Below are 18,552 nucleotides of genomic sequence, written 5' to 3' on the forward strand. Positions count from 1 at the left end.
AAACCAACGGAAACCCCGCGGGGGCAGGGCAACGACACCCCCTCGTGATTCGGCAAGGCTCTGGAGACTCTGGCCGAATACTGAGGGACACTCCGGGCGCTCCACCCAGATATTGGGGGACATTTTCACCGAATAAGGGGACAGCCAATATGTCCCCCAATACCTAGATACCCATTTTTTCATTCGAAAAAGGATTGGGATCAGGACGTAAATCCCTGACGCCTTGACAGAATCGGTTTTCCGGACGCAAATAGATCGAGATCACCAAAGAACGCTGAGTTGACGGCGCAAGGGATCTTCACGGGCCACCAAGAGCCCGGGATCGAGGCAGGCCCGCAGGGGCGAGACACGAGGGCAGCATATGCTTGCCAGAAATCCGGCCGCGCGCAACGCCCCGGCCATGAAATACGACCTTCTCACGGTCATGGGAGCCTTTGCCCTGGCGCAGGACAAGGGCCGGCAGCGGCTCGTTCTGCGACTGATGACCCTGGTGACCGCCCGCTACAACTGGGGGCGCGACGAGCTGGCGGTGGGCCAGCGCGAGATCGCCCGGCTGTGGCTGGTGGACGAACGGACGGTCAAGCGCGAGATGGCGAAGCTTCGGGCGATGGGGTGGCTCACGGTGCGGAGGCAGGGCGCTCGGGGCCGCGTCACCGAGTACTCGCTGGCGATCGAACGCATCCTTGAGGACAGCCGCCCCCGCTGGGGCGACGTGGGGCCCGATCTCGAGCACCGGCTCAGCGCCACCCCCGAGGAGGCGCCGAAGGTGGTGCCGCTGCCGGTCAAGGGCAGGGTCGCGGCCCCCGAGGTCTCGGACGGCACCGAGTGGTCGCTGGCACGCGCGCTGCTGCACGCCGAGGACCCGGCGCTTTACGGGTCGTGGATCGCGGCGCTCGAGCGCCGCAGCAGGGCAGGGGGGCGGCTGACGCTGCAGGCGCCCTCGCGCTTCCACGCGAGCTACGTCGCCACCCATCTCGTGTCGCGGCTGCTCTCGGCCTGCCGCTCGGTGGACGGCAGCGTCGACGAGATCGTGGTGGGCAGCGCCGCGGGCTAGGACGGCACCAGTCTGCCGTCGCGCAGGTCGAGCGCGTCGGGGGCCAGGGCCGCGCGGAAGGCGGCGGAGTGGCTCACAAGCAGGATCGCCTGCGGCAGGGCGCGCAGGATCTCGAGCAGGCGCCCTTCGTTCTTCGGGTCGAGCGCATTGGTCGGCTCGTCGAGCAGCAGCGCCTCGGGTTCCATGGCGAGCACGGTGGCCAGCGTTACCAGCCGCTTCTCGCCGCCCGAGAGCTTGTGGGTGATGCGGTCGCGCAGGTGGGCGAGGTCGAGATCGCCCAGCACCCGGTCGACGATGGCCAGCGCCTCGTCACGGCTGCGCCCGAGGTTGAGCGGACCGAAGGCAACGTCCTCGGCCACGGTGGGGCAGAAGAGCTGATCGTCGGGGTCCTGGAACACCAGCCCGATGCGGCGGCGGACCTCGTGAAAGTCGGCCTCCTGGCGGCGGGGCGTGCCAAAGGCGGTGACGGTGCCCGCGTCGGGGCGTTGCAGCCCCAGCGCGATGCGCAGCAGGGTCGACTTGCCGGCGCCGTTGGGACCGGTCAGCGACAGCCGCTGGCCGGGCATGAGCCGCAGCGAGACGCCGTCGAGCACCGGGGCGTGGCCGGGGTAGGCGAAGCGGATGTCGGAGAGCGCGATCAGGGCCATGCGAGATCGACGCCGAGGAGCGCGGTACAGAGGCCGCAGAAGACCACCGCGACGCGCCGGTCGCGGGCGGTGAGGGCAAAGTCGCCGAGCAGCGGAAAGCGCCCCGAGAAGCCGCGGCAGCGCATCGCCGAGAGGATGCGTTCGGAGCGTTCGATGGCCCGCACCAGCATCATGCCGACGAGGTAGCCGAAGCTGCGGTAGGTGTGCCAGTTGGTGCCCGGGCGGAAGCCCCGGACCTTCATCGCGGCGCGCAGGCGCAGGTACTCGTGCCGGAGCACCTCGATGTAGCGGATGGTGAACATCAGCAGGTGCACCAGCCGTTCCGGGCAGTGCAGCCGGTGCAGGGCGTGGCCCAGCGTCACCGGCTCGAGGGTGCCCACCAGCACCATCAGCGCGAGGATGACGGCGTTGGCGGTGAGCGCGATCTCTGTGGCCTGCCGGAGCCCCTGCCAGCTGGCGGTGAGGCCCCAGAGGCTGAAGATCGCGTCGCCGGGCACGGTGAAGGGCAGCATCACCAGCATGAAGAGGATGAACCCGTCCATCATCGCCATGCGCCTGAGCGTGGGCCCCGGCGGCAGCTTCGACAGCGCCATGAGCCCCACCGCCATGGCCAGCGCCGCGGCCATGGCGGGCAGGGTGGTGAGCGCCACGGTGACGATGCCGAAGACCCCGGCCATGACGATGCGCAGCCGGGGGTCGAGCTGGCCCACGGTCCCGTACTCGGGCGCGGCGCCGGCCTCGGCCAGGGTCTTTTCGCTGGGCCTCAGCGCGTGGGCCACGGCTCAGCCCGCGAGCTTGCGGCGCGCCGCGAGGTAGAAGCCGAGCCCGAAGAGGCCGACGATGTAGCCGATGCCGCCGAGGATGCTTTGCAGGTCGTTGTGTTCGCGGTAGGCGGCGATCTCGCGGCGCAGGGGCCGGACCTCGTCGCGCACCGCCTCGGCGATGGCCTGTTTCTCGGCCGCACCGAGGGCGCCGCCGGCGGGGGAGGGGGCCTCGCCCGGCGCTGCGGGCGCAGGCGCGGCGGCCGGGGCGGCGCCGAGGATCCGCGCCACGTCCTCGGCGGGCATGGTGACCTCGGCCACGTGGCCGGCGCCGAGGTTGGCGTGGAAGCTGTGGGCCACCGGCGCCGTGGGGACATAGGTGAAGAACCCGTCGGCGTCGGTGCGGGTGCGGCCCAGCTCGGTGCCGTCGGGGCCGGTGACGACGACTTCGGTGTCTGCGGCCATGTCCCCGTTCGAGAACCCGAGCTCGCCCTCGATGGCCTCGCCCGAGGGGAAGACCCCGGCGATGACCTTGTGGGCGGCGGCGGGCAGGGGGGCGCAGGCCAGCGCCGCGATCAGGAGGAGGCGTCTCATGCGGCGATCCCCCGGACGAAGAGCTCGGGCTTCACCTTGCGCGCCAGCAGCACCGCGAAGCCGGTGAGCACCGCCTCGATCGCCATGACGGGGATGTGGGCGAAGAACACCAGCTTCGCGGCGGGCAGGAAGCCCTCGCCCGAGAGCGCCAGGGCTGCGGCCACCATGGCGGTGGTGCCGGCGATGGCGAAGGCGCCGCCGAGGCCGCCCCAGACCGCGCCCTGCACCGGCGTGCCGCGGCCGATCAGCCGGCCGAAGAGCAGCCACGCCAGCACCGCGGGCAGCGCGATGTTGAGCGTGTTGACCCCCAGCACCGTGAGCCCGCCGAAGCCGAAGAACACCGCCTGCAGCAGCAGCCCGACGAAGAGCGCCGGGAAGGCGGCCCAGCCGAGCAGAAGCCCGGCCAGACCGTTGAGGATGAGGTGCACCGACGACGGCCCGATGGGCACGTGGATCAGCGATGCGACGAAGAAGCTGGCCGACAGCACCCCGGCGGTGGGGATGCGGTCGAGGTCGAGGGTTTTCAGCCCGAGGGCGATGCCCCCGGCGGCGGCGACGGCGCCGCCGATCACCACCGGGTTGGAAAGCGCGCCGTCAACGATGTGCATGGGCCCGTGCTCCTGTCTATTCCAGGTCCCAGGCGCGGATCCAGATCACCGCGTCCTGGCTGAGCTCCTTGCCCTCGTGCTCGGTCACCGGGCCCGAGCCGAGCGCGGCGAAGCCCCAGTGCCCGGCCCGGGGCACGCCGAAGGTGAAGGTGCCGTCGGGGCCGGTCACCGCGACCACCGAGCCGCCGGGCGGCGGGGTGACCACGGGCTGGGTCGCGGCGCCGCTCGTCATGTCGGGTTCGGCGGCCATGTACTCGATCTCGATCTCGACGCCCGCGGCGGGGGCGCCGTCGCGCAGCACCTGCCCGCTGAAGGTCGAGCCTGCGATGACGTTGTAGGGCTTGTTGAGCGGCACGATCTCGGTCGGCAGCCCCACCGGTTCGGCCCAGTCGGTGGGCAGCTGGTTGCGGTTCAGGAAGGCCTTGGTGATCTGCTGGATATAGAGATCCTCGGAGGCCTCAAAGTAGGGCTGCGGCACCGTCACCAGCACGTAGTCGCCCGAGCGCCGCACCGGCACCGCGCCGACGAGGGCCGCGCCCTCGTTCTCGCCGCCCGTGAAGGTGACCGGCTCGAGCGTGCCCAGCAGGTCGGTGCGCTCGCCGTTGTGGAGCACGAAGAACTCCTGCGGCATCTCGAGATCCATGACATGGCCGTTTTCGAACGGATGCCAGAAGATCAGCTTGACCGGCACCTCGCCGGGCGCCTCGATCATGGTGTCTTCGGTGTATTCCAGCAGGAAGTGGGCCGAGGCGGTGGCGGGAATCGCCAGCGCGGTCGCGGCCGCGAGAAGGATGGTCTTCACAGGTCTTCGTCCTTGTCCGATGCGCCACACCCGGCGCAGGTCAGTTTGGACGGCGGGACGGTCGAGCCCATACCGGGAGGCCGCGGTGCGGCAAGCCGGATACCAGCTCCGGCGCTCACCCCGACGCCCGGTGGAAACGCCCCTTCCGGGAGGCGTCGTCCGGCAGGTCTCCTGACTCGCGGGTCTCAGCTCGGGGCCGGCCTTCCCGGATTTCTCCAGTGGCATGATCGGCCCTGCTCACCGCTTACAGTTGCGGGGGCAGTTGCCGCATTGGCGCACGAGGCGCCGCACGGCATTCCCTCTTTCGCCCGAGGCGATTGCTTCGGGACCGGACATGGCGCAGTCATGGCAGAGAGTCCGCCCCCGCGTCAATCGCGGATTGCTGCCGGGCCGGAGGAGGGGCAGGGGCCCGGTCATCGGGGGAGCTGCGCTGCGGAAACTGGCGGGAGTCGTTGCGCCGCCACATGAAAAAGGCCCCCGGAGCGCTGTCCGGGGGCCTTTTCGGGTCTGGTGGGCCCCGGTCACGACGGGCGTGACAGGGGCCGTTCGGGCTTAGTGCGAGGCTGCGCTGGCGCGGACCGCTGCGACGTCGGCGGCGCTGATGGCCGGGGCGTCGTTGCCCCATGCGCCGCGGAGCCAGGTCGCGAGTTCGGCGACCTCTTCATCCGACAGGCGGTCGGCGTAGCCCTGCATGCGCAGGGTCATCGGACGTTTCGCGGTCGAGGCGACCTCGGCGCCGTTCAGGATCACCGAGATCAGCGGCTTGGTCTCGGAGCCGTTGACCAGCCTGTTGCCCTGAAGCTCGGGGAAGATCTCGGGCGCGCCCTTGCCGGTGGCGAAGTGGCAGCCGATGCAGTTGTCGGTGTAGAGACGCGCACCGAGCGGCATGTCGGGATCGGAGTCGATGAGCATGGCGGTGTCCGCCTCGCCCGCCTTGTCGGCCTCGGGGACCTCGATCGAACCGGCCCTGGGGGCCAGCGTCTCGGGAACCTCGACCGCGTCGCCGTCAAGCCCCTTGAGGAAGGCGGCCATGGCGATGTTGTCCTCGTCGGTCAGCTTCTGCAGCGAGTGCTCGACCACGAGGCCCATCTCGCCGTTGGCGGTGGAGTGGGCGTTGCGGCCGGTGGCGAGGTAGGCGGCGGTCTCGGAGACCGTCCACCTGTTCAGGTCGCTGTCCTCGCCGCGGAGCGCCGGAGCGTTCCAGCCGTTGATGACGCCGCCTGCGAGGAAGTTCGCGTCGTCCACGGTCACGCCGTCCTGCGACATGAAGGGCGAGCGCGGGCTGTGGCAGGCCGCGCAGTGGCCCGGGCCCTCGACCAGGTACTGGCCGCGGTCCTGCACGTCGGACACCTCGGCCGGGGTGAAGCCCGGGCCGTGGGTGAGCGCGAGCCAGTTCCACGCCCGGATGCCGAAGCGCAGGTTGAACGGGAAGGAGAGCGCGGTCTCTTCGACCTCGTTCTTCACCGGCTGAACCTCGGTCATCAGGTAGTCGTAGAGGGCGCGCATGTCCTCTTCCGTCATCAGACGGTAGTTCTCGTAGGGCATGGCCGGGTAGAGGTGGGTCCCGTCGGGCTCGACGCCGTCGATCATGGCGCCGCGGAAGTCGTCAAAGGACCAGTTGCCGATCCCGGTCTCGGGGTCGGGGGTGATGTTGGTCGACCAGATGGTGCCCATGGGAGAGGCGATGGCCTTTCCGCCGGCGAGGGTGCCGCCCTCGTCGGAGGTGTGGCAGGCTACGCAGTCCGAGGCGTTCAGGACATATTCGCCCTGGCCCGGTTCCGGCTGCCAGTCGGCGGGCAGTTCGGCCACCGGCTGCGTGCGCTGAACCGGCACGAAGATGAAGGCCAGGAGCGCGATGCCCCCCAGCACGACGAGGCCCGCGACGATGCGGAGAAAGGTTTTCATGGGTATTCTCCTCAGACCAGCGGACGCGGGTTGGACAGGTACTGGGTGCGGATCGCGTTGACCGTGTGGTAGGCCAGCGCCCCGACGAGCCCGGTCGGGTTGTACTGGGTGTTCTGCACGAAGTTGCCTGCGCCCATGGCGAAGACGTTGTGCGCCTTCCAGGTCTGGCTGTAGCGGTTGACCACACCCTCGCGGGCGTTCTCGGACATGATGTGGCCGCCGGTGTTGTGCGTGGTCTGGTAGGGACGCACGTCATACTGGGCTCCGATGTTCTTGAAGCCCGCCTGCATGAGATCGGGGTTCATCGACGCCGCCAGCGGTTCCATCTTCGACTTCATGAACTGGTTCATCCGCAGGTCGTTGTCCTGCCAGTTGAACGTCATCCGCATCAGCGGCCGGCCGTGCCGGTCGGTGTAGGTCGGATCGAGGTCGAGGTGGTTGTTGGCGTAGGCCATGTGCGAGCCGTGCGAGCCGATCGACATGGCGTGGCCGTAGTTCTCGCCGATCGCCTGCTTCCAGCCCGCGCCCCAGGCCGGGGTGCCCGCAGGCAGCGGCATGTTGCGGATCGGCTGGCCGTTGAAGGTGCCGGAGCGCCAGTACGAGCCACCGATGAAGCCCTCGGCGCCGAAGTCGTTCTGGCTGATCGAGAAGTCGTCGATGACCATGCCGTTGGCGCCGTGGCCGACGAACGGGTTGAACTCTTCCTCGCGGAAGAACATCGTGATGCCGCCGTTCATCTGGTAGGCGTAGTTCTTGCCGAGCGTGCCTTCGCCGGTGAGCGGGTTGTAGGCTTCGCCGAGGCCCGACAGCAGCATCAGGTGCACGTTGTTGAGCTGGTAGCTCGACAGGATCACCATGTCGGCGGGCTGGAAGACCTCTTCCTGCGCCGCGTCGTCCCAGTAGGTGACGCCGGTCGCGGTCTTGCCGTCGGCGGCAAGCTCGACCCGCAGCACTTCGGACTGGGTGCGGTAGCTGAAGTTGGGGTAGCGCTTCAGCGCGTCGAGGATCGTCGTCTGCGGCGAGCTCTTCGAGTACTGGTAGCAGCCGAAACGCTCGCAGAAACCGCAGAAGTTGCAGGGGCCCATCTGCATGCCGTACGGGTTGACGTAAGCGGTCGACGCGATGCCCGCGGGGGCCGGGAACGGGTGGTAGCCCATCGCCTTGGCCGCGGCCTGGAACTTGGACGAGTCGTAGGTCGTCGGCAGCGGCGGCATCGGGTAGTCTTCCGAGCGCCAGCCCTCGAACGGGTTGCCGCCTTCGCGGATCTCGCCGTTCAGGTTGCCGGCGTAGCCGGAGATGCCCGCGACCTTCTCGAACTGGGTGAAGAACGGCTCGAGGTCGTCGTAGCTCACCGGGTAGTCGCCGAGGTTCATGCCCTCGGGGATGATGCCCTCGCCCCAGTTCTCGACCACGTGCGAGCGCAGCTTCAGCTCGGCCGGCTGCGGACGCCAGTTGAGGCCGTTCCAGTGGGTGCCGGCACCGCCGACGCCGTTGCCGGGCAGGAAGGAGCCCAGCGAGCGGTAGGGCAGGGCGGTCTCGTCGCCGCTGCGGCGCACGGTCAGCGTCTGCTGCGACAGCTTCTGCATCATCTTCAGACGGACGCCGTATTTCAGCTCGTCGATCTGCTGGGGATACTGGAAGTCGGGGACGGTGTTCTGGTCATGGCCGCGTTCGAGCGCGACGATCTCGAGCCCTTCCTGCGCCAGTTCGATGCCCGCGATGGAGCCGGTCCAGCCGAGGCCGACGATGACCACGTCCTTTTTCTGTTCCTGACGTGCCATGGTTTATGCCCTTTCGCCGCTGATCGAAACCGGACCCAGCGGGTATTTCACGTTGTGCCGCTCGGGCCATGCGCGATAGGCCGCGCGGGCACCCGGGAAGCCGATGTAGACCCACGACTGCATGCCGTGGTTGCCGCCGTAGATCGGGTCGGCGAAGTAGCCTTCCTTGGTGTTGGCGAGCAGGATGGTGAAGAAGTCGCGCAGCTCGGACGGAAGCCCGACGTCGCCTTTCTGCAGCGAGGTCAGCGAGGCGTCCTGCTGCTCGGGCGAGAGCTTGGCGAAGATCTCGCCGTGGGTCTCCTCGCACCATGCGTCGAAGGCGGGGATCGCCTGACGGTAGACCTCGGCCGGGTTCAGCGGGGACTGCCAGCCGCGCGCGGGCTCGGCGGAGGGGTCGTGCGGACCTTCCATGTACCAGTCGCCGGCGGCGCCGTAGTCACCGGCCAGCTGCAGGTCGATGAAGACGGGCACGCGGGTCTCGATGGCGCCGGGGCCATCGCCATCCGAGGGGATGAGTCGTGCGGTCGCGGCCATCACGAAGGCCCATTCGTCGGCATTCAGATAGGCGCGGTCGTAGTCTTCGAGGGGAACGGGGGGGGGTGCTTTCCTGCGCTTGCGCGGAAGCGGCCAGCCCCGTGAATGCGACACCTGCGGCGGAAGCTTTGAGGAAGCTCCGGCGGCTCGGGTATCCGGGAAGGTCGGTCATTTCGGGTGTCCTGCCGTATGAATCTGGTGGGAACGTCGGTGCACCGGGGAGGGTGCGACATCGTGCGCCTACGCCGCGTCACGCTGTCGCGCAAGCGGGGCTCAAGGGGGTGCAAGGCAGCTATGACGCAGGGTCATGCCCCTGTGGGATCGGTCTCTGGAATGTGATGCAGTGACCGAACGGTCAAAAAGTCATATATAGTAGCGGTGGGAGCGGGAGCGACGGCGTCATGTTCGGGGTGCGGTCTGCATGTGAGCGCACAGTCACTGTGCGTTTCCGCGCCACCGCCATCGGCGCGCAGCCCCCGCCCCTCGGGAGGGGGGGTCGACTATAACAAAATCGCATACAACGTGAACGCAATGATATTTGCGTTATGGTCGCCGCGTCCCCTTAATCGCCCGGAGGTTTCTCAGCAACGAAAGGCGCCAGGTGACGGATCTGGGACATTGGGACATTGTCGTGGTCGGCGGCGGACTTGTCGGAACAGCGACGGCCCTGGGCATGGCGCGTGACGGGGCGCGGGTGCTGGTCCTCGATTCCTCGGACACCAGCTTTCGTGCCAGCCGCGGCAACTTCGGGCTGGTCTGGGCACAGAGCAAGGGCGCGGGCAACCGCGACTACGCCACCTGGACCCGGACGGCGGTGCGCGAATGGCGCGCGCTCGAGGCCGAGATCCGCGAGCTTTCGGGCGTCGAGACGCATTACGAGACCGGGCTCGGGCTGCACCTCTGCCTCGGCGAGGACGAGTTCGCCAAGCGCGCCGAGATGATCGGCCGGGTCGCAGCGCACCAGCTGCCGGGCGATGACGTGCGGATGATCCGCCGCGACGAGCTGCTCGAGATCATGCCCGACGTGGGTCCCGGGGTGGTGGGCGCGTCGATGTCCTCGCTCGACGGGGCCTGCCAGTCGCTGGCGCTCTACCGCGGGCTCAGCATCGCGCTGCAGACGGCCGGCGCGAGGCTCGTCTCGAACGTGCAGGTCAGCGCCATCGAGCTGCAGGGCGACGGCTACCGGATCGAGGCCGAGGGGCTGCGGGCGACCGCCCCCAAGGTGCTGATCGCTGCCGGGCTCGCCACGAACAGGCTTGCGGCGCCCTTCGGCATCCCCGAGATCGTCCGCAGCCAGAAAGGCCAGATCCTCGTCACCGAGCGCGCCCGCCAGATCCTCCCGGCGGTGACCTCGGGCATCCGGCAGACCGCCGAGGGCACCATCCTCATCGGCGACACCAAGGAAGAGACCGACGAGGACCGCTCGACCGGGCAGGGCATGCGCCAGCTCGCGGCGCGGGCGGTGCGGCTGCTGCCCGAGATCGGAAACCTGCGCGTGGTCCGGAGCTGGGCGGCGCTGCGGGTGCTCACCCCGGACGGCAACCCGGTCTACGACGAGAGCCCCTCGCATCCGGGGATCTTCGTTGCGACGACCCACTCCGGCGTGACGCTTGCGCCGGCCCATCGCGGCCCGCTGGCGCAGTGGATCATGAACGGCCAGCGCCCGCCCGAGTTCGCGAGCTTCGGCGCGCAGCGCTTCGCCAAGACCAACTGAATGACCAACAGGAACACAACAATGAAACATCTTCCACTCGCGTCCCTCACCATCGCCGGCCTGCTGGCTGCCTCCGCCGCAAGCGCCGACGTCACCTGGACCTTCGGCGGCATCAACCCGCCGGGCGCGCCGGTCACGCAGGCCTCCAAGCGCTTCGCCGAGCTGGTGAACGAGCGCACCGAAGGCCGCGTCACCATCAACTTCTACGAAGGCTCGCAGCTCGGCTCCGGCCCGGCCCAGATCGAGGCCATGTCGGTGGGCGCGCAGGACGGCTACATCTCGTCGGGCTCGAACGCCTCGAACCTCGTGAAGGAATTCGGCGTCGTCGACATTCCCTTCGTTTTCGCCAGCCAGCAGCACTTCCTGACCTTCATGGAGAGCGACCTCGCGGCCGAGCTCAAGGACGAGCTGCGGGACGATTTCAACGTCCGCATCCTTGCCACCAACTGGTTCCGCGAGCCGCGCGTCTTCATGACCAAGGGCGACTGCGTCCATGGCCCCGCCGACATCGCCGGCAAGCGCGTGCGCTCGCCGAACCTGCCGATGTTCATCGCCGGCTGGGAAGCCATCGGCACCGTGCCGGTCACCATCTCCTACGGCGAGACCTACATGGGCCTGAGCCAGGGCGTCGCCGACATGGCCGAGAGCGCCGGCGAGCAGGTGTTCTCGTCGAAGTTCTACGAGGTGCTGCCCTACGTCACCGACGCCGAGATGATGTACCCGCAGAACTCGGTCTACATCGCCGAAACCTCGTTCCAGCAGCTCTCGGACGAGGACAAGGAGATCGTCACCAAGGCCGCCGAGGACGCGGGCGACTACTTCGTGTCGCTGGTCGAGGAAGAGACCGCGCCGAACCGCGAGACCATGGAAGCCGAGGGCGTGACCTTCTGCGACATGTCCGACGAGGTGCGTGCCGAGTTCGCCGCCATGGTGGCCGACTCCGTCCCGACCTTCGAGGAGGAGGGCCTGCTGCCCGAGGGCTGGTGGGACCAGATCCAGGCGATGAAGTGATCGCGCCGCGCCGGGCCTGACCCCGGCGCGCCCCCGAGCGACGGCGCGGGCCCGCGGCGGCCCGCGTCCCCCCACGTTTCCGGACCCCGACAATGACCATGATCCTCAACGGTCTGCACCGGACCATGCTGTGGCTATGCGCCGCGCTGGCCATCACGATCATCGCGGCGCTCAGCGTCCAGATCACCTCGCGGTACGTGTTCAACGCGCCGGTGCACATGACCGACAACATTGCCGAGATCTCGCTGATCTGGATGACCTTCCTCGGCGCCGCGGTGGTGTACCGCGAGGGCGGCCATATCGGGCTCGACCTGATGGCGAACCGCGTGTCGGCGCCGGTGCAGAAGATCCTGCGCATCGTGCTGCACGGGCTGGTGATCGCCGTGCTGGCCTATGTGCTGACGCAGGTGCGCCAGCTGCAGCCGCTGATGTCGCGGCTCGAGTTCGGCACCATCCCGAACGGCCCCCTTACCTCGAAATTCATGCTTGTCCTGCTGCCCTTCGGTCTGGGCGCGGGCACGACCATCCTCTTCGCGCTCGAGGCCATCTGGAGCGAGCTGCGGGGCGGCAAGGCGGAGGCTTCTGCATGACCACCGCGATCTTCCTGATCCTCTTCTTCGGGCTGCTCGTCCTCGGCCTGCCGGTGGCCTACACCATGCTGGTGACCTCGGCGGTCTACATCCTGCTGGCGGGCCTGCCCGAGATCCAGCTCACCATGCGCGCCTCGAACGGCATCGAGAGCTTCTCGCTGCTGGCCATCCCGATGTTCCTGCTTGCGGGTAACCTGATGAACGGCATGGGCGTCACCGAGCGCATCTTCAACTTCGCGGGCGTGCTGGTGCGCCACATCACCGGCGGGCTCGGCCACGTCAACGTGGTGGCCTCGATCCTCTTCGCGGGCATGTCCGGCTCGGCCGTGGCCGACGCAGGCGGGCTTGGCGCGGTCGAGATCAGGGCCATGGAAAAGGCCGGCTACTCGAAGCGCTTCTCGGCGGCGGTCACCGCGGCCTCGGCCACCATGGGCCCGATCATCCCGCCCTCGATCACGCTGGTGGTCTACGGTTTCCTCGCCGAGGAATCCGTCGGGCGGCTGTTCCTTGGCGGTGCCCTGCCGGGCCTGCTGACGGGCTTTGCGCTGATGGTCATCATCTGGATCCTGGTGAAGACCGGGCGCGAGGAGGCCCCGCGCCTGCCGCGTGCCGGCTTCCGCGAGGTGATCTGCGCCTTCTGGAAGGCGATCCCGGCGCTGATGGCCCCGGTGATCCTGCTCGGCGGCATCCTCGCGGGGGTGTTCACGCCCACCGAGGCCTCGGTGGTGGTGGTGCTCTACATCCTCGTGATCGGCACCCTCTCGATGGGCTTCGACCGCGCGCAGATCGTCGAGGCGCTGCTCGGCACCGTGCGGACCTCGGCGGCGACGCTCTTCATCATCGCGGTCTCGGCGGTGTTCGGCTGGATCATCTCGATCCAGCGCCTGCCCATCGCGATGGTCGACATGATGCAGGACATGTTCGTGTCCAAGGCCGCCGCCATGGCGCTGATCATCGTGATCCTGCTGATCGTCGGCATGTTCATGGAGGTGCTGGCGGCGCTGGTGCTGCTGGTGCCGACGCTGCTGGCCATCGCCACGAGCTTCGACATCGACACCGTGCATCTCGGCGTGACCGTGGTCGTGACCATGATGATCGGCACCATCACGCCGCCTGTGGGGCTGGTGCTCTATACGGTGATGACCGTGGCCCGTGTCGGCATGGGCGATCTCACCCGGGCGCTGGCGCCCTTCTATGTCGCGATGATCGTGGTGGCGCTGCTTGTCGCCTTCGTGCCGCAGATCACGCTTTTCCTCCCGGACCTGCTGATGCCCCCGGCGCAGCGGTGACCAGACTGCAAAGGACCTGACCCAATGTACCGTATCGGCTTCGATGTGGGTGGCACCTTTACCGACTTCACGGCCCTTGAGACCGGAAGCGGCAAGGCGATCCACTTCAAGACCTCCTCGACCCCGCACGACCCCTCGGAAGCGATCGAGACCGGCCTGCGTCACTACGTCGAGGAGCTGGGCATCGCCCCCTCCGACTTCGAGTTCGTCGGCCACGGCACCACCGTCGCCACCAACATGGTGATCGAGCGCCGCGGCGTGCCGACCGGGCTCATCACCACCAGGGGCGCGCGCGACGTGCTCGAGATCGGGCGGCAGACCCGCCCGCATCTCTACGATTACTCGGTGACCAAGCCCGAGCCGCTGGTCGAGCGCTACATGGCGCTGGAAGTGACCGAGCGCCTGAACGCCGACGGCGAGGTCCTGCAGGCGCTCGACGAGGCCGGGGTCCGCGCCGCCGCCGAGACGCTGCGCGAGGCCGGGGCCCAGGCGGTGGCAATCTGCTTCCTGCACGCCTACCGTGACGGCCGGCACGAGCGCCGCGCCGCCGAGATCGTGCGCGAGGTGCTGCCCGACGCCTACGTCTCCATCTCCTCCGAGGTGCTGCCCGAGTTCCGCGAGTTCGAGCGGTTCTCGACCACGGTGATCAACGCCTACGTGGGTCCGCGCATGGACCGCTATCTCGAGCGCTTCCTGCAGCGCCTTGCCGACATCGGCATCGAGAGCGCGCCGCGCACGATCCACTCCAACGGCGGTCTGATGTCGGTGGACACGGTGCGCAGCTTCCCGGTCCGCACCTGCCTTTCGGGCCCCGCGGCGGGCGTCGTGGGCGCGGCCAAGGTGGCCGGCGTCTCGGGCTTTTCGAACATCGTGACCTATGACGTGGGCGGCACCTCGACCGATGTGTCCCTGGTCGAGGCCGGGCGTCCGGCCTTCACCACCTCGCGCCTCGTCGCCGACTACCCGGTGCGTTGCCCGATGCTCGACATCAACGTGATCGGCGCCGGTGGTGGCTCCATCGCGGCGCTGGACGACGCCGGCGCGCTCAAGGTCGGGCCGCGCTCGGCCGGTGCCTCCCCGGGCCCCGTGGCCTACGGGCAGGGCGGCACCGAGCCCACCACCACGGACGCCAACCTCGTGCTGGGCCGGCTCGATTCCGACACGCTGCTGTCGGGCCGGATGCAGGTCGACAAGGCCGCCGCGCGCGAGGTCATCGAGAGCAAGATCGCCAGGCCCCTCGGGCTCGGCGTCGAGGAGGCCGCGCTCGGCATCCTGCGCATCGCGGTCGCCAACATGGGCCGCGCCATCCGCGCCGTGTCCACCGAGAAGGGCCACCGCCTGCAGGACTTCGCGCTCTTCGCCTATGGCGGCGCGGGCCCGCTGCACGCCGCTGCCGTGGCGGTCGAGACCGGCATGAAGACCGTGATCGTCCCCGCCCAGCCCGGCACCATGTGCGCCCGGGGCATCCTGCTCTCGGACGTGGGCTTCGACTTCGTGCGCACCGGGGTCTCGACCGCCAGCGCCGGGAGCTGGCCCGCCATCGGCGCGGCCTTCGGCCAGATGCGCCAGGACGGCAACGACTGGCTCGCGGGCGAGGGCGTGGCCGAGGATCGCCGCTCGATGCAATACGTGGTCGATGCCCGCTACGACGGCCAGAACCACGAGGTTCAGGTCGTGCTCGACGGCCCCGACGCTTCCTATGACGCCTTCCTCGAGGGTTTCCGCGCCGCCCACCGGCAGGAGTACGGCTACGACATCGAGAACCGCGCGGTCGAGATCGTGAACCTGCGGCTCTCGGTCAAGGGCGCCTCGGCGGCAGCCCCCGACGCGGAGTACACCGCGCAGGACGGCGACGCGGTGATCGGCTCGCGGCAGGTCTATTTCGACGGCGGCTGGTACGAGACCGCGATCTACGAGCGCGCGCGCCTGCCGGTCGGGCCCTATGTTGAAGGCCCCGCCATCATCCAGGAAATGTCCTCGACCACCATCGTGGAGCCCGGTCAGCGGCTGCGCGTGGACGGGTCGGGCACCATGCTCATCGAGGTGTGACCCCATGACCGAGATCAACAAACCCGCCCTCTCCGACCCCATCGCCATGGAGGTCTTCACCAACCGGCTGCTCGCGGTCGCCGACGAGATCGGCACCTCGATGATCCGGGCCTCGTTCTCGTCCAACATCAAGGAGCGCAAGGACTGCTCGGTCGCGCTGTTCTCGGCGGACGGGAGGCTGATCGCGCAGGCCAGCCACATCCCGCTGCACCTGGGCTCGCTGATGGGCTCGGTCAACGCGGTGCTGGCGGCCTACCCGATCGGGCGCATGGTCGAGGGCGACGTCTTCATCTGCAACGACCCCTACGCCGCGGGCGGCACCCACACGCCGGACATCTCGGTGGTGACGCCGGTCTACGCGGGCGGGCGGCTGCGCTACTTCACCGCCAACATCGGCCACCACTCGGACGTGGGCGGCACGGTGCCGGGCTCGATCCACGGCGGCGCCAAGTCGATCTTCGAGGAAGGCCTGCGGCTTCCGGTGATGAAGCTGTTCCGCGCCGGTGAGCTCGACGAGGACCTGCTGCGGATGATCTCGCTGAACTCGCGGTCCTCCGAGGAGCGCTGGCTCGACATCAAGGTGCAGGCGGCGGCGAACGAGCGCGGCGCTCGGCTGATGCGCGAGCTCGCCGACACGCTGGGCGCCGACAAGGTCGACGCGCTGGTCGAGGATCTTTTCGCCTACACCGCGCAGCGTCTGCGCAACCGCATCGCCGAGATGCAGGACGGCACCGCAACCTTCCACTCGAAGATCGAGAGCGACGGGCTCGGCCCGGTCGAGGTTCCGATTCAGGCCAACGTCACCGTCAGGGGCGACCGGCTGATCGTGGATTTCGAGGGCACCGGCCCCCAGGCGCGCGGCGGTCTCAACGTGGTGGCCTCGGCGCTCAACGCCTCGGTCTACTACGTGGTGAAGACGCTGCTCGACCCGTACCTGCTGCCGAACTCGGGCATGTTCGACGGCGTCGAGATCTCGGCCCCCAAGGGCAGCCTGCTGAACCCGAACGAGCCGGCGGCCACCGGCGCGCGGTCGATCACCTGCAACAAGGTGGTGCGGGCGCTGATCGGGGCGTTCTCGCAGCTGCTGCCCGAGGACCGCGGCCAGGCGGCCGGCCAGGACATCGTTCCGGTGATGGTCTTCGCGGGCAAGCGCCGCGGCCGTGACGAGGGCTACGTCTACCTCGAGTCCATCGGCGGCGGGGCCGGGGCCCGGGCGCTGGGGAACGGCATGGACGGGGTGCACGTGCACGTCACCAACTCGTCCAACCTGCCGATAGAGCCGCTCGAGATCGAGTACGACCTCATCGTCGACGAATACGCGCTGGTCGAGGACAGCCCGGGCGCCGGCCGCTACCGCGGCGGCATGGGCATCGCCCGCCAGATCTCGGCCCCGAACGGCGACGTGGTGTTCACCGCGCGCTCGGACGGTCACCGCGAGGGCGCGCCGGGCGCCAAGGGCGGCACCGCCGGCCGCGAGGCGCATCTGGTGAAGAACGCCGGCACCGACGGCGCCGAAGAGCTGAGCCCGATGATCGCGGGGCTGACCCTCGGCAAGGGCGAGAACGTGCGGCTCGAGACCCCGGGCGGCGGCGGCTACGGCGCCGTGGCGGAACGCGACGTGGCGGCGCTTGCGGGCGACCTGCGCGACGGCCGCATGAGCCGGGCGCGGGCCGAAGAGCTCTACGGCGACGAAAAGGTGGCCGCGGCGCTGGCAGGCGTCTGAGCCTCCGAACGGCCGGCATCACTCACGGAACGGGCCGGCGCCCCCTGCCGCAAGGCGGGGGGCGTTTTCCGTCGCGGGGGAGGGGCGGTCAGTTGGACGAGAGCTTCATCAGCACGAGGCCGGTGAGGATCAGCAGCGCCGCCGCAAGCCGCATCGGCGTCACCGCCTCGCCCAGCACGAGGATGCCCACGACGAAGGCGCCGAGCGCGCCGATCCCGGTCCAGACCGTGTAGGCGGTGCCGAGCGGAAGCACCCGCATCGCAAGCGACAGCAGCGCGAAGCTTGCCACCATCGCGACCAGCGTCACGACGCTGGGAATGAGCAGGGTGAAGCCCTCGGATTTCTTCATGAAATACGCCCAGACGATTTCGAGACATCCGGCGAGAACGAGCTGGAACCAGGCCATGACTCGGCCCTCCTGACATTGGGCCGGGCCGTCCCGGGATGGAGCAACGGGCGCGGGTCGTCCCGCACGGCCACGGATATGGACCCGTGGCCGGTGGCGATCAAGCTGGCGGGGCCGGATGGCGGCCCGGGCGTGGCCCGGGGGCAACCCCCCGGCGTTCAGAGTTCGCGCAGGTAGGCCCACGAGACCCAGCCGCGCAGGCTGCGGGCGCGCTCGAGCGACACCTCGCACCAGCGGGTGCCGCCGGTCTGGGTACATTCGTGCACGCGTACCACGGTGCCGTTGGGCAGCCCCACCCAGACGTCGAACCCGGTGCCGGGTCCGCCGCGCATCTTCAGCATGTCGCCCTCGGCGACGCCGTATACCTCGAATTTCTCGCGCCAGGCCGCGGCGGCGGGCTGGGCGAGCACGATGGCCGACAGCACCCCGGCTGCCAGCGTCCTGATGGCTGGTCCTCGCATGGTTTCGTCCTGTTTGTTTGTTGTGTCTTGTCGTCTGCCTCGGCGCACAGTCTACCGCGTCGCGCGTCGCAAGGAAACGCCGCGATGGGGTCCAGGCCCGGTCAGGGCGGAAGCGTGTCGCGCCGGTCGCGGGGGACCTGCCTGACAGACGGGCACGACCACACCCGGGCCAACAAAAAAGGCCCCCCGCAAGGCGGGAGGCAAGTGGGGAGACTTATTGGGGGGAAGAGGTTACTTCGACGCGACCGTCACGACCTCGACCAAGGTGCCCGGCGACAGCTCGGCGCCACCGATGTAGGCGCGGACGGGGAAGGTCTCGGGCGCGAGCCACTCGCACCATGCCTCGTTGAAGGCGTCCTTCTGGTCGAAGGCGGCGGAGTAGATCATCACCTGCAGCAGCTTCTCCTTGGAGGTGCCGGCCTGTGCCAGCAGCTCTTCGAGCTTGCCGAAGATTTCCTGCGCCTGGCCCTTCATGTCCTTGGTCTTGTCGGTGGCGACGAGGCCGCCGATGTAGACGGTGTCGCCGTGCTCGACGATGCGGTGGTGAATCTTGCCCTGGATGTGACGGGTGATCATGGGGAGACGTCCTTTTCTTGGGGTCGTGAGGGAGTGATCGTTCGGGG

Annotated in this window: 19 protein-coding genes and 1 riboswitch; of the genes, 7 read left to right on the forward strand and 12 right to left on the reverse strand. The window is 68.9% G+C overall.

What is annotated here, in order from left to right; genetic code table 11:
* The first annotated feature begins 361 nt into the window (after window positions 1-361).
* Window positions 362-1,054: a DnaA N-terminal domain-containing protein gene (locus BLQ77_RS13210; RefSeq protein ID WP_089959864.1), complete on the forward strand. Its 693-nt coding sequence runs from the start codon at window positions 362-364 to the stop codon at window positions 1,052-1,054.
* On the opposite strand, the gene BLQ77_RS13215 is transcribed toward BLQ77_RS13210, so the two are convergent.
* The 9 genes from BLQ77_RS13215 to BLQ77_RS29345 form a co-directional block, all read right to left on the reverse strand.
* Entirely contained in the window at window positions 1,051-1,701 is a 651-nt protein-coding gene (locus BLQ77_RS13215) for an energy-coupling factor ABC transporter ATP-binding protein (protein ID WP_089959867.1), read from the reverse strand. The two genes, BLQ77_RS13210 and BLQ77_RS13215, sit on opposite strands and share 4 nt — an antisense overlap.
* Window positions 1,692-2,480 (reverse strand): cobalt ECF transporter T component CbiQ, encoded by a 789-nt coding sequence (cbiQ, locus tag BLQ77_RS13220; RefSeq protein WP_089959872.1) that lies wholly within the window; start codon window positions 2,478-2,480, stop codon window positions 1,692-1,694. The genes BLQ77_RS13215 and cbiQ overlap by 10 nt, the downstream gene beginning before the upstream one ends.
* 3 nt (window positions 2,481-2,483) lie before the next feature.
* On the reverse strand, window positions 2,484-3,056 hold the full coding sequence (locus tag BLQ77_RS13225) for a NikL family nickel/cobalt ECF transporter subunit (protein WP_089959875.1): 573 nt from the start codon (window positions 3,054-3,056) through the stop codon (window positions 2,484-2,486).
* Window positions 3,053-3,664 (reverse strand): cobalt transporter CbiM, encoded by a 612-nt coding sequence (gene cbiM, locus BLQ77_RS13230; RefSeq protein WP_008887566.1) that lies wholly within the window; start codon window positions 3,662-3,664, stop codon window positions 3,053-3,055. The genes BLQ77_RS13225 and cbiM overlap by 4 nt, the downstream gene beginning before the upstream one ends.
* Window positions 3,665-3,680: 16 nt before the next feature.
* Window positions 3,681-4,466 carry a DUF4198 domain-containing protein gene (locus BLQ77_RS13235; protein WP_089959878.1) on the reverse strand — a complete coding sequence of 262 codons (786 nt, stop codon included), beginning with the start codon at window positions 4,464-4,466 and terminating at the stop codon, window positions 3,681-3,683.
* 144 nt (window positions 4,467-4,610) lie between these two features.
* Window positions 4,611-4,814: riboswitch (cobalamin riboswitch) on the reverse strand.
* Between the two features lie 204 nt (window positions 4,815-5,018).
* Window positions 5,019-6,371, reverse strand: coding sequence for a cytochrome c (locus tag BLQ77_RS13240; protein ID WP_089959881.1), 1,353 nt, complete (start codon window positions 6,369-6,371; stop codon window positions 5,019-5,021).
* Window positions 6,372-6,382: 11 nt separating this feature from the next.
* Window positions 6,383-8,152 (reverse strand): GMC family oxidoreductase, encoded by a 1,770-nt coding sequence (locus tag BLQ77_RS13245; protein WP_089959885.1) that lies wholly within the window; start codon window positions 8,150-8,152, stop codon window positions 6,383-6,385.
* A 3-nt stretch (window positions 8,153-8,155) separates the two neighbouring features.
* On the reverse strand, window positions 8,156-8,686 hold the full coding sequence (locus BLQ77_RS13250) for a gluconate 2-dehydrogenase subunit 3 family protein (protein ID WP_242661718.1): 531 nt from the start codon (window positions 8,684-8,686) through the stop codon (window positions 8,156-8,158).
* Entirely contained in the window at window positions 8,589-8,858 is a 270-nt protein-coding gene (locus tag BLQ77_RS29345) for a twin-arginine translocation signal domain-containing protein (RefSeq protein ID WP_242661719.1), read from the reverse strand. The genes BLQ77_RS13250 and BLQ77_RS29345 overlap by 98 nt, the downstream gene beginning before the upstream one ends.
* Window positions 8,859-9,287: 429 nt before the next feature.
* Here BLQ77_RS29345 and BLQ77_RS13255 point away from each other — a divergent pair, with 429 nt between their 5' ends.
* The 6 genes from BLQ77_RS13255 (at window position 9,288) to BLQ77_RS13280 (ending at window position 17,062) form a co-directional block, all read left to right on the forward strand.
* Window positions 9,288-10,400, forward strand: coding sequence for an NAD(P)/FAD-dependent oxidoreductase (locus BLQ77_RS13255; protein ID WP_242661720.1), 1,113 nt, complete (start codon window positions 9,288-9,290; stop codon window positions 10,398-10,400).
* Between the two features lie 21 nt (window positions 10,401-10,421).
* Window positions 10,422-11,411 (forward strand): TRAP transporter substrate-binding protein, encoded by a 990-nt coding sequence (locus BLQ77_RS13260; protein WP_008887574.1) that lies wholly within the window; start codon window positions 10,422-10,424, stop codon window positions 11,409-11,411.
* 92 nt (window positions 11,412-11,503) lie between these two features.
* Window positions 11,504-12,001 (forward strand): TRAP transporter small permease, encoded by a 498-nt coding sequence (locus BLQ77_RS13265; protein WP_089959889.1) that lies wholly within the window; start codon window positions 11,504-11,506, stop codon window positions 11,999-12,001.
* Window positions 11,998-13,290 (forward strand): TRAP transporter large permease, encoded by a 1,293-nt coding sequence (locus BLQ77_RS13270; protein ID WP_089959892.1) that lies wholly within the window; start codon window positions 11,998-12,000, stop codon window positions 13,288-13,290. Before BLQ77_RS13265 ends, BLQ77_RS13270 begins: the two co-directional genes overlap by 4 nt.
* A 24-nt stretch (window positions 13,291-13,314) precedes the next feature.
* Window positions 13,315-15,339: a hydantoinase/oxoprolinase family protein gene (locus tag BLQ77_RS13275; RefSeq protein WP_089959893.1), complete on the forward strand. Its 2,025-nt coding sequence runs from the start codon at window positions 13,315-13,317 to the stop codon at window positions 15,337-15,339.
* Between the two features lie 4 nt (window positions 15,340-15,343).
* Window positions 15,344-17,062: a hydantoinase B/oxoprolinase family protein gene (locus BLQ77_RS13280; RefSeq protein ID WP_008887816.1), complete on the forward strand. Its 1,719-nt coding sequence runs from the start codon at window positions 15,344-15,346 to the stop codon at window positions 17,060-17,062.
* A gap of 88 nt (window positions 17,063-17,150) precedes the next feature.
* On the opposite strand, the gene BLQ77_RS13285 is transcribed toward BLQ77_RS13280, so the two are convergent.
* From BLQ77_RS13285 to BLQ77_RS13295, 3 genes are all read right to left on the reverse strand, one after another.
* On the reverse strand, window positions 17,151-17,468 hold the full coding sequence (locus tag BLQ77_RS13285) for a DMT family transporter (protein ID WP_008887654.1): 318 nt from the start codon (window positions 17,466-17,468) through the stop codon (window positions 17,151-17,153).
* A gap of 158 nt (window positions 17,469-17,626) precedes the next feature.
* A complete protein-coding gene (locus tag BLQ77_RS13290; RefSeq protein WP_008887701.1) occupies window positions 17,627-17,929 on the reverse strand; it encodes an SH3 domain-containing protein in 303 nt (100 codons plus the stop codon).
* A 231-nt stretch (window positions 17,930-18,160) separates the two neighbouring features.
* Window positions 18,161-18,505: a RidA family protein gene (locus tag BLQ77_RS13295; RefSeq protein ID WP_089959895.1), complete on the reverse strand. Its 345-nt coding sequence runs from the start codon at window positions 18,503-18,505 to the stop codon at window positions 18,161-18,163.
* Window positions 18,506-18,552 lie beyond the last annotated feature (47 nt).

This window comes from Salipiger thiooxidans (genome assembly GCF_900102075.1).
Taxonomy (GTDB): domain Bacteria; phylum Pseudomonadota; class Alphaproteobacteria; order Rhodobacterales; family Rhodobacteraceae; genus Salipiger; species Salipiger thiooxidans.

Excerpts from the sequence above, each read along its gene's own strand:
- BLQ77_RS13280 (WP_008887816.1), top strand. The coding sequence starts at position 15,344 with ATGACCGAGATCAACAAACCCGCCCTCTCCGACCCCATCGCCATGGAG.
- cbiM (WP_008887566.1), bottom strand. The coding sequence starts at position 3,664 with ATGCACATCGTTGACGGCGCGCTTTCCAACCCGGTGGTGATCGGCGGC.
- BLQ77_RS13260 (WP_008887574.1), top strand. The coding sequence starts at position 10,422 with ATGAAACATCTTCCACTCGCGTCCCTCACCATCGCCGGCCTGCTGGCT.
- BLQ77_RS13270 (WP_089959892.1), top strand. The coding sequence starts at position 11,998 with ATGACCACCGCGATCTTCCTGATCCTCTTCTTCGGGCTGCTCGTCCTC.
- BLQ77_RS13240 (WP_089959881.1), bottom strand. The coding sequence starts at position 6,371 with ATGAAAACCTTTCTCCGCATCGTCGCGGGCCTCGTCGTGCTGGGGGGC.
- BLQ77_RS13250 (WP_242661718.1), bottom strand. The coding sequence starts at position 8,686 with ATGGCCGCGACCGCACGACTCATCCCCTCGGATGGCGATGGCCCCGGC.
- BLQ77_RS13285 (WP_008887654.1), bottom strand. The coding sequence starts at position 17,468 with ATGGCCTGGTTCCAGCTCGTTCTCGCCGGATGTCTCGAAATCGTCTGG.
- BLQ77_RS13290 (WP_008887701.1), bottom strand. The coding sequence starts at position 17,929 with ATGCGAGGACCAGCCATCAGGACGCTGGCAGCCGGGGTGCTGTCGGCC.
- BLQ77_RS13225 (WP_089959875.1), bottom strand. The coding sequence starts at position 3,056 with ATGAGACGCCTCCTCCTGATCGCGGCGCTGGCCTGCGCCCCCCTGCCC.
- BLQ77_RS13215 (WP_089959867.1), bottom strand. The coding sequence starts at position 1,701 with ATGGCCCTGATCGCGCTCTCCGACATCCGCTTCGCCTACCCCGGCCAC.
- BLQ77_RS13245 (WP_089959885.1), bottom strand. The coding sequence starts at position 8,152 with ATGGCACGTCAGGAACAGAAAAAGGACGTGGTCATCGTCGGCCTCGGC.
- BLQ77_RS13275 (WP_089959893.1), top strand. The coding sequence starts at position 13,315 with ATGTACCGTATCGGCTTCGATGTGGGTGGCACCTTTACCGACTTCACG.
- BLQ77_RS13265 (WP_089959889.1), top strand. The coding sequence starts at position 11,504 with ATGACCATGATCCTCAACGGTCTGCACCGGACCATGCTGTGGCTATGC.
- BLQ77_RS29345 (WP_242661719.1), bottom strand. The coding sequence starts at position 8,858 with ATGACCGACCTTCCCGGATACCCGAGCCGCCGGAGCTTCCTCAAAGCT.
- BLQ77_RS13210 (WP_089959864.1), top strand. The coding sequence starts at position 362 with ATGCTTGCCAGAAATCCGGCCGCGCGCAACGCCCCGGCCATGAAATAC.
- BLQ77_RS13295 (WP_089959895.1), bottom strand. The coding sequence starts at position 18,505 with ATGATCACCCGTCACATCCAGGGCAAGATTCACCACCGCATCGTCGAG.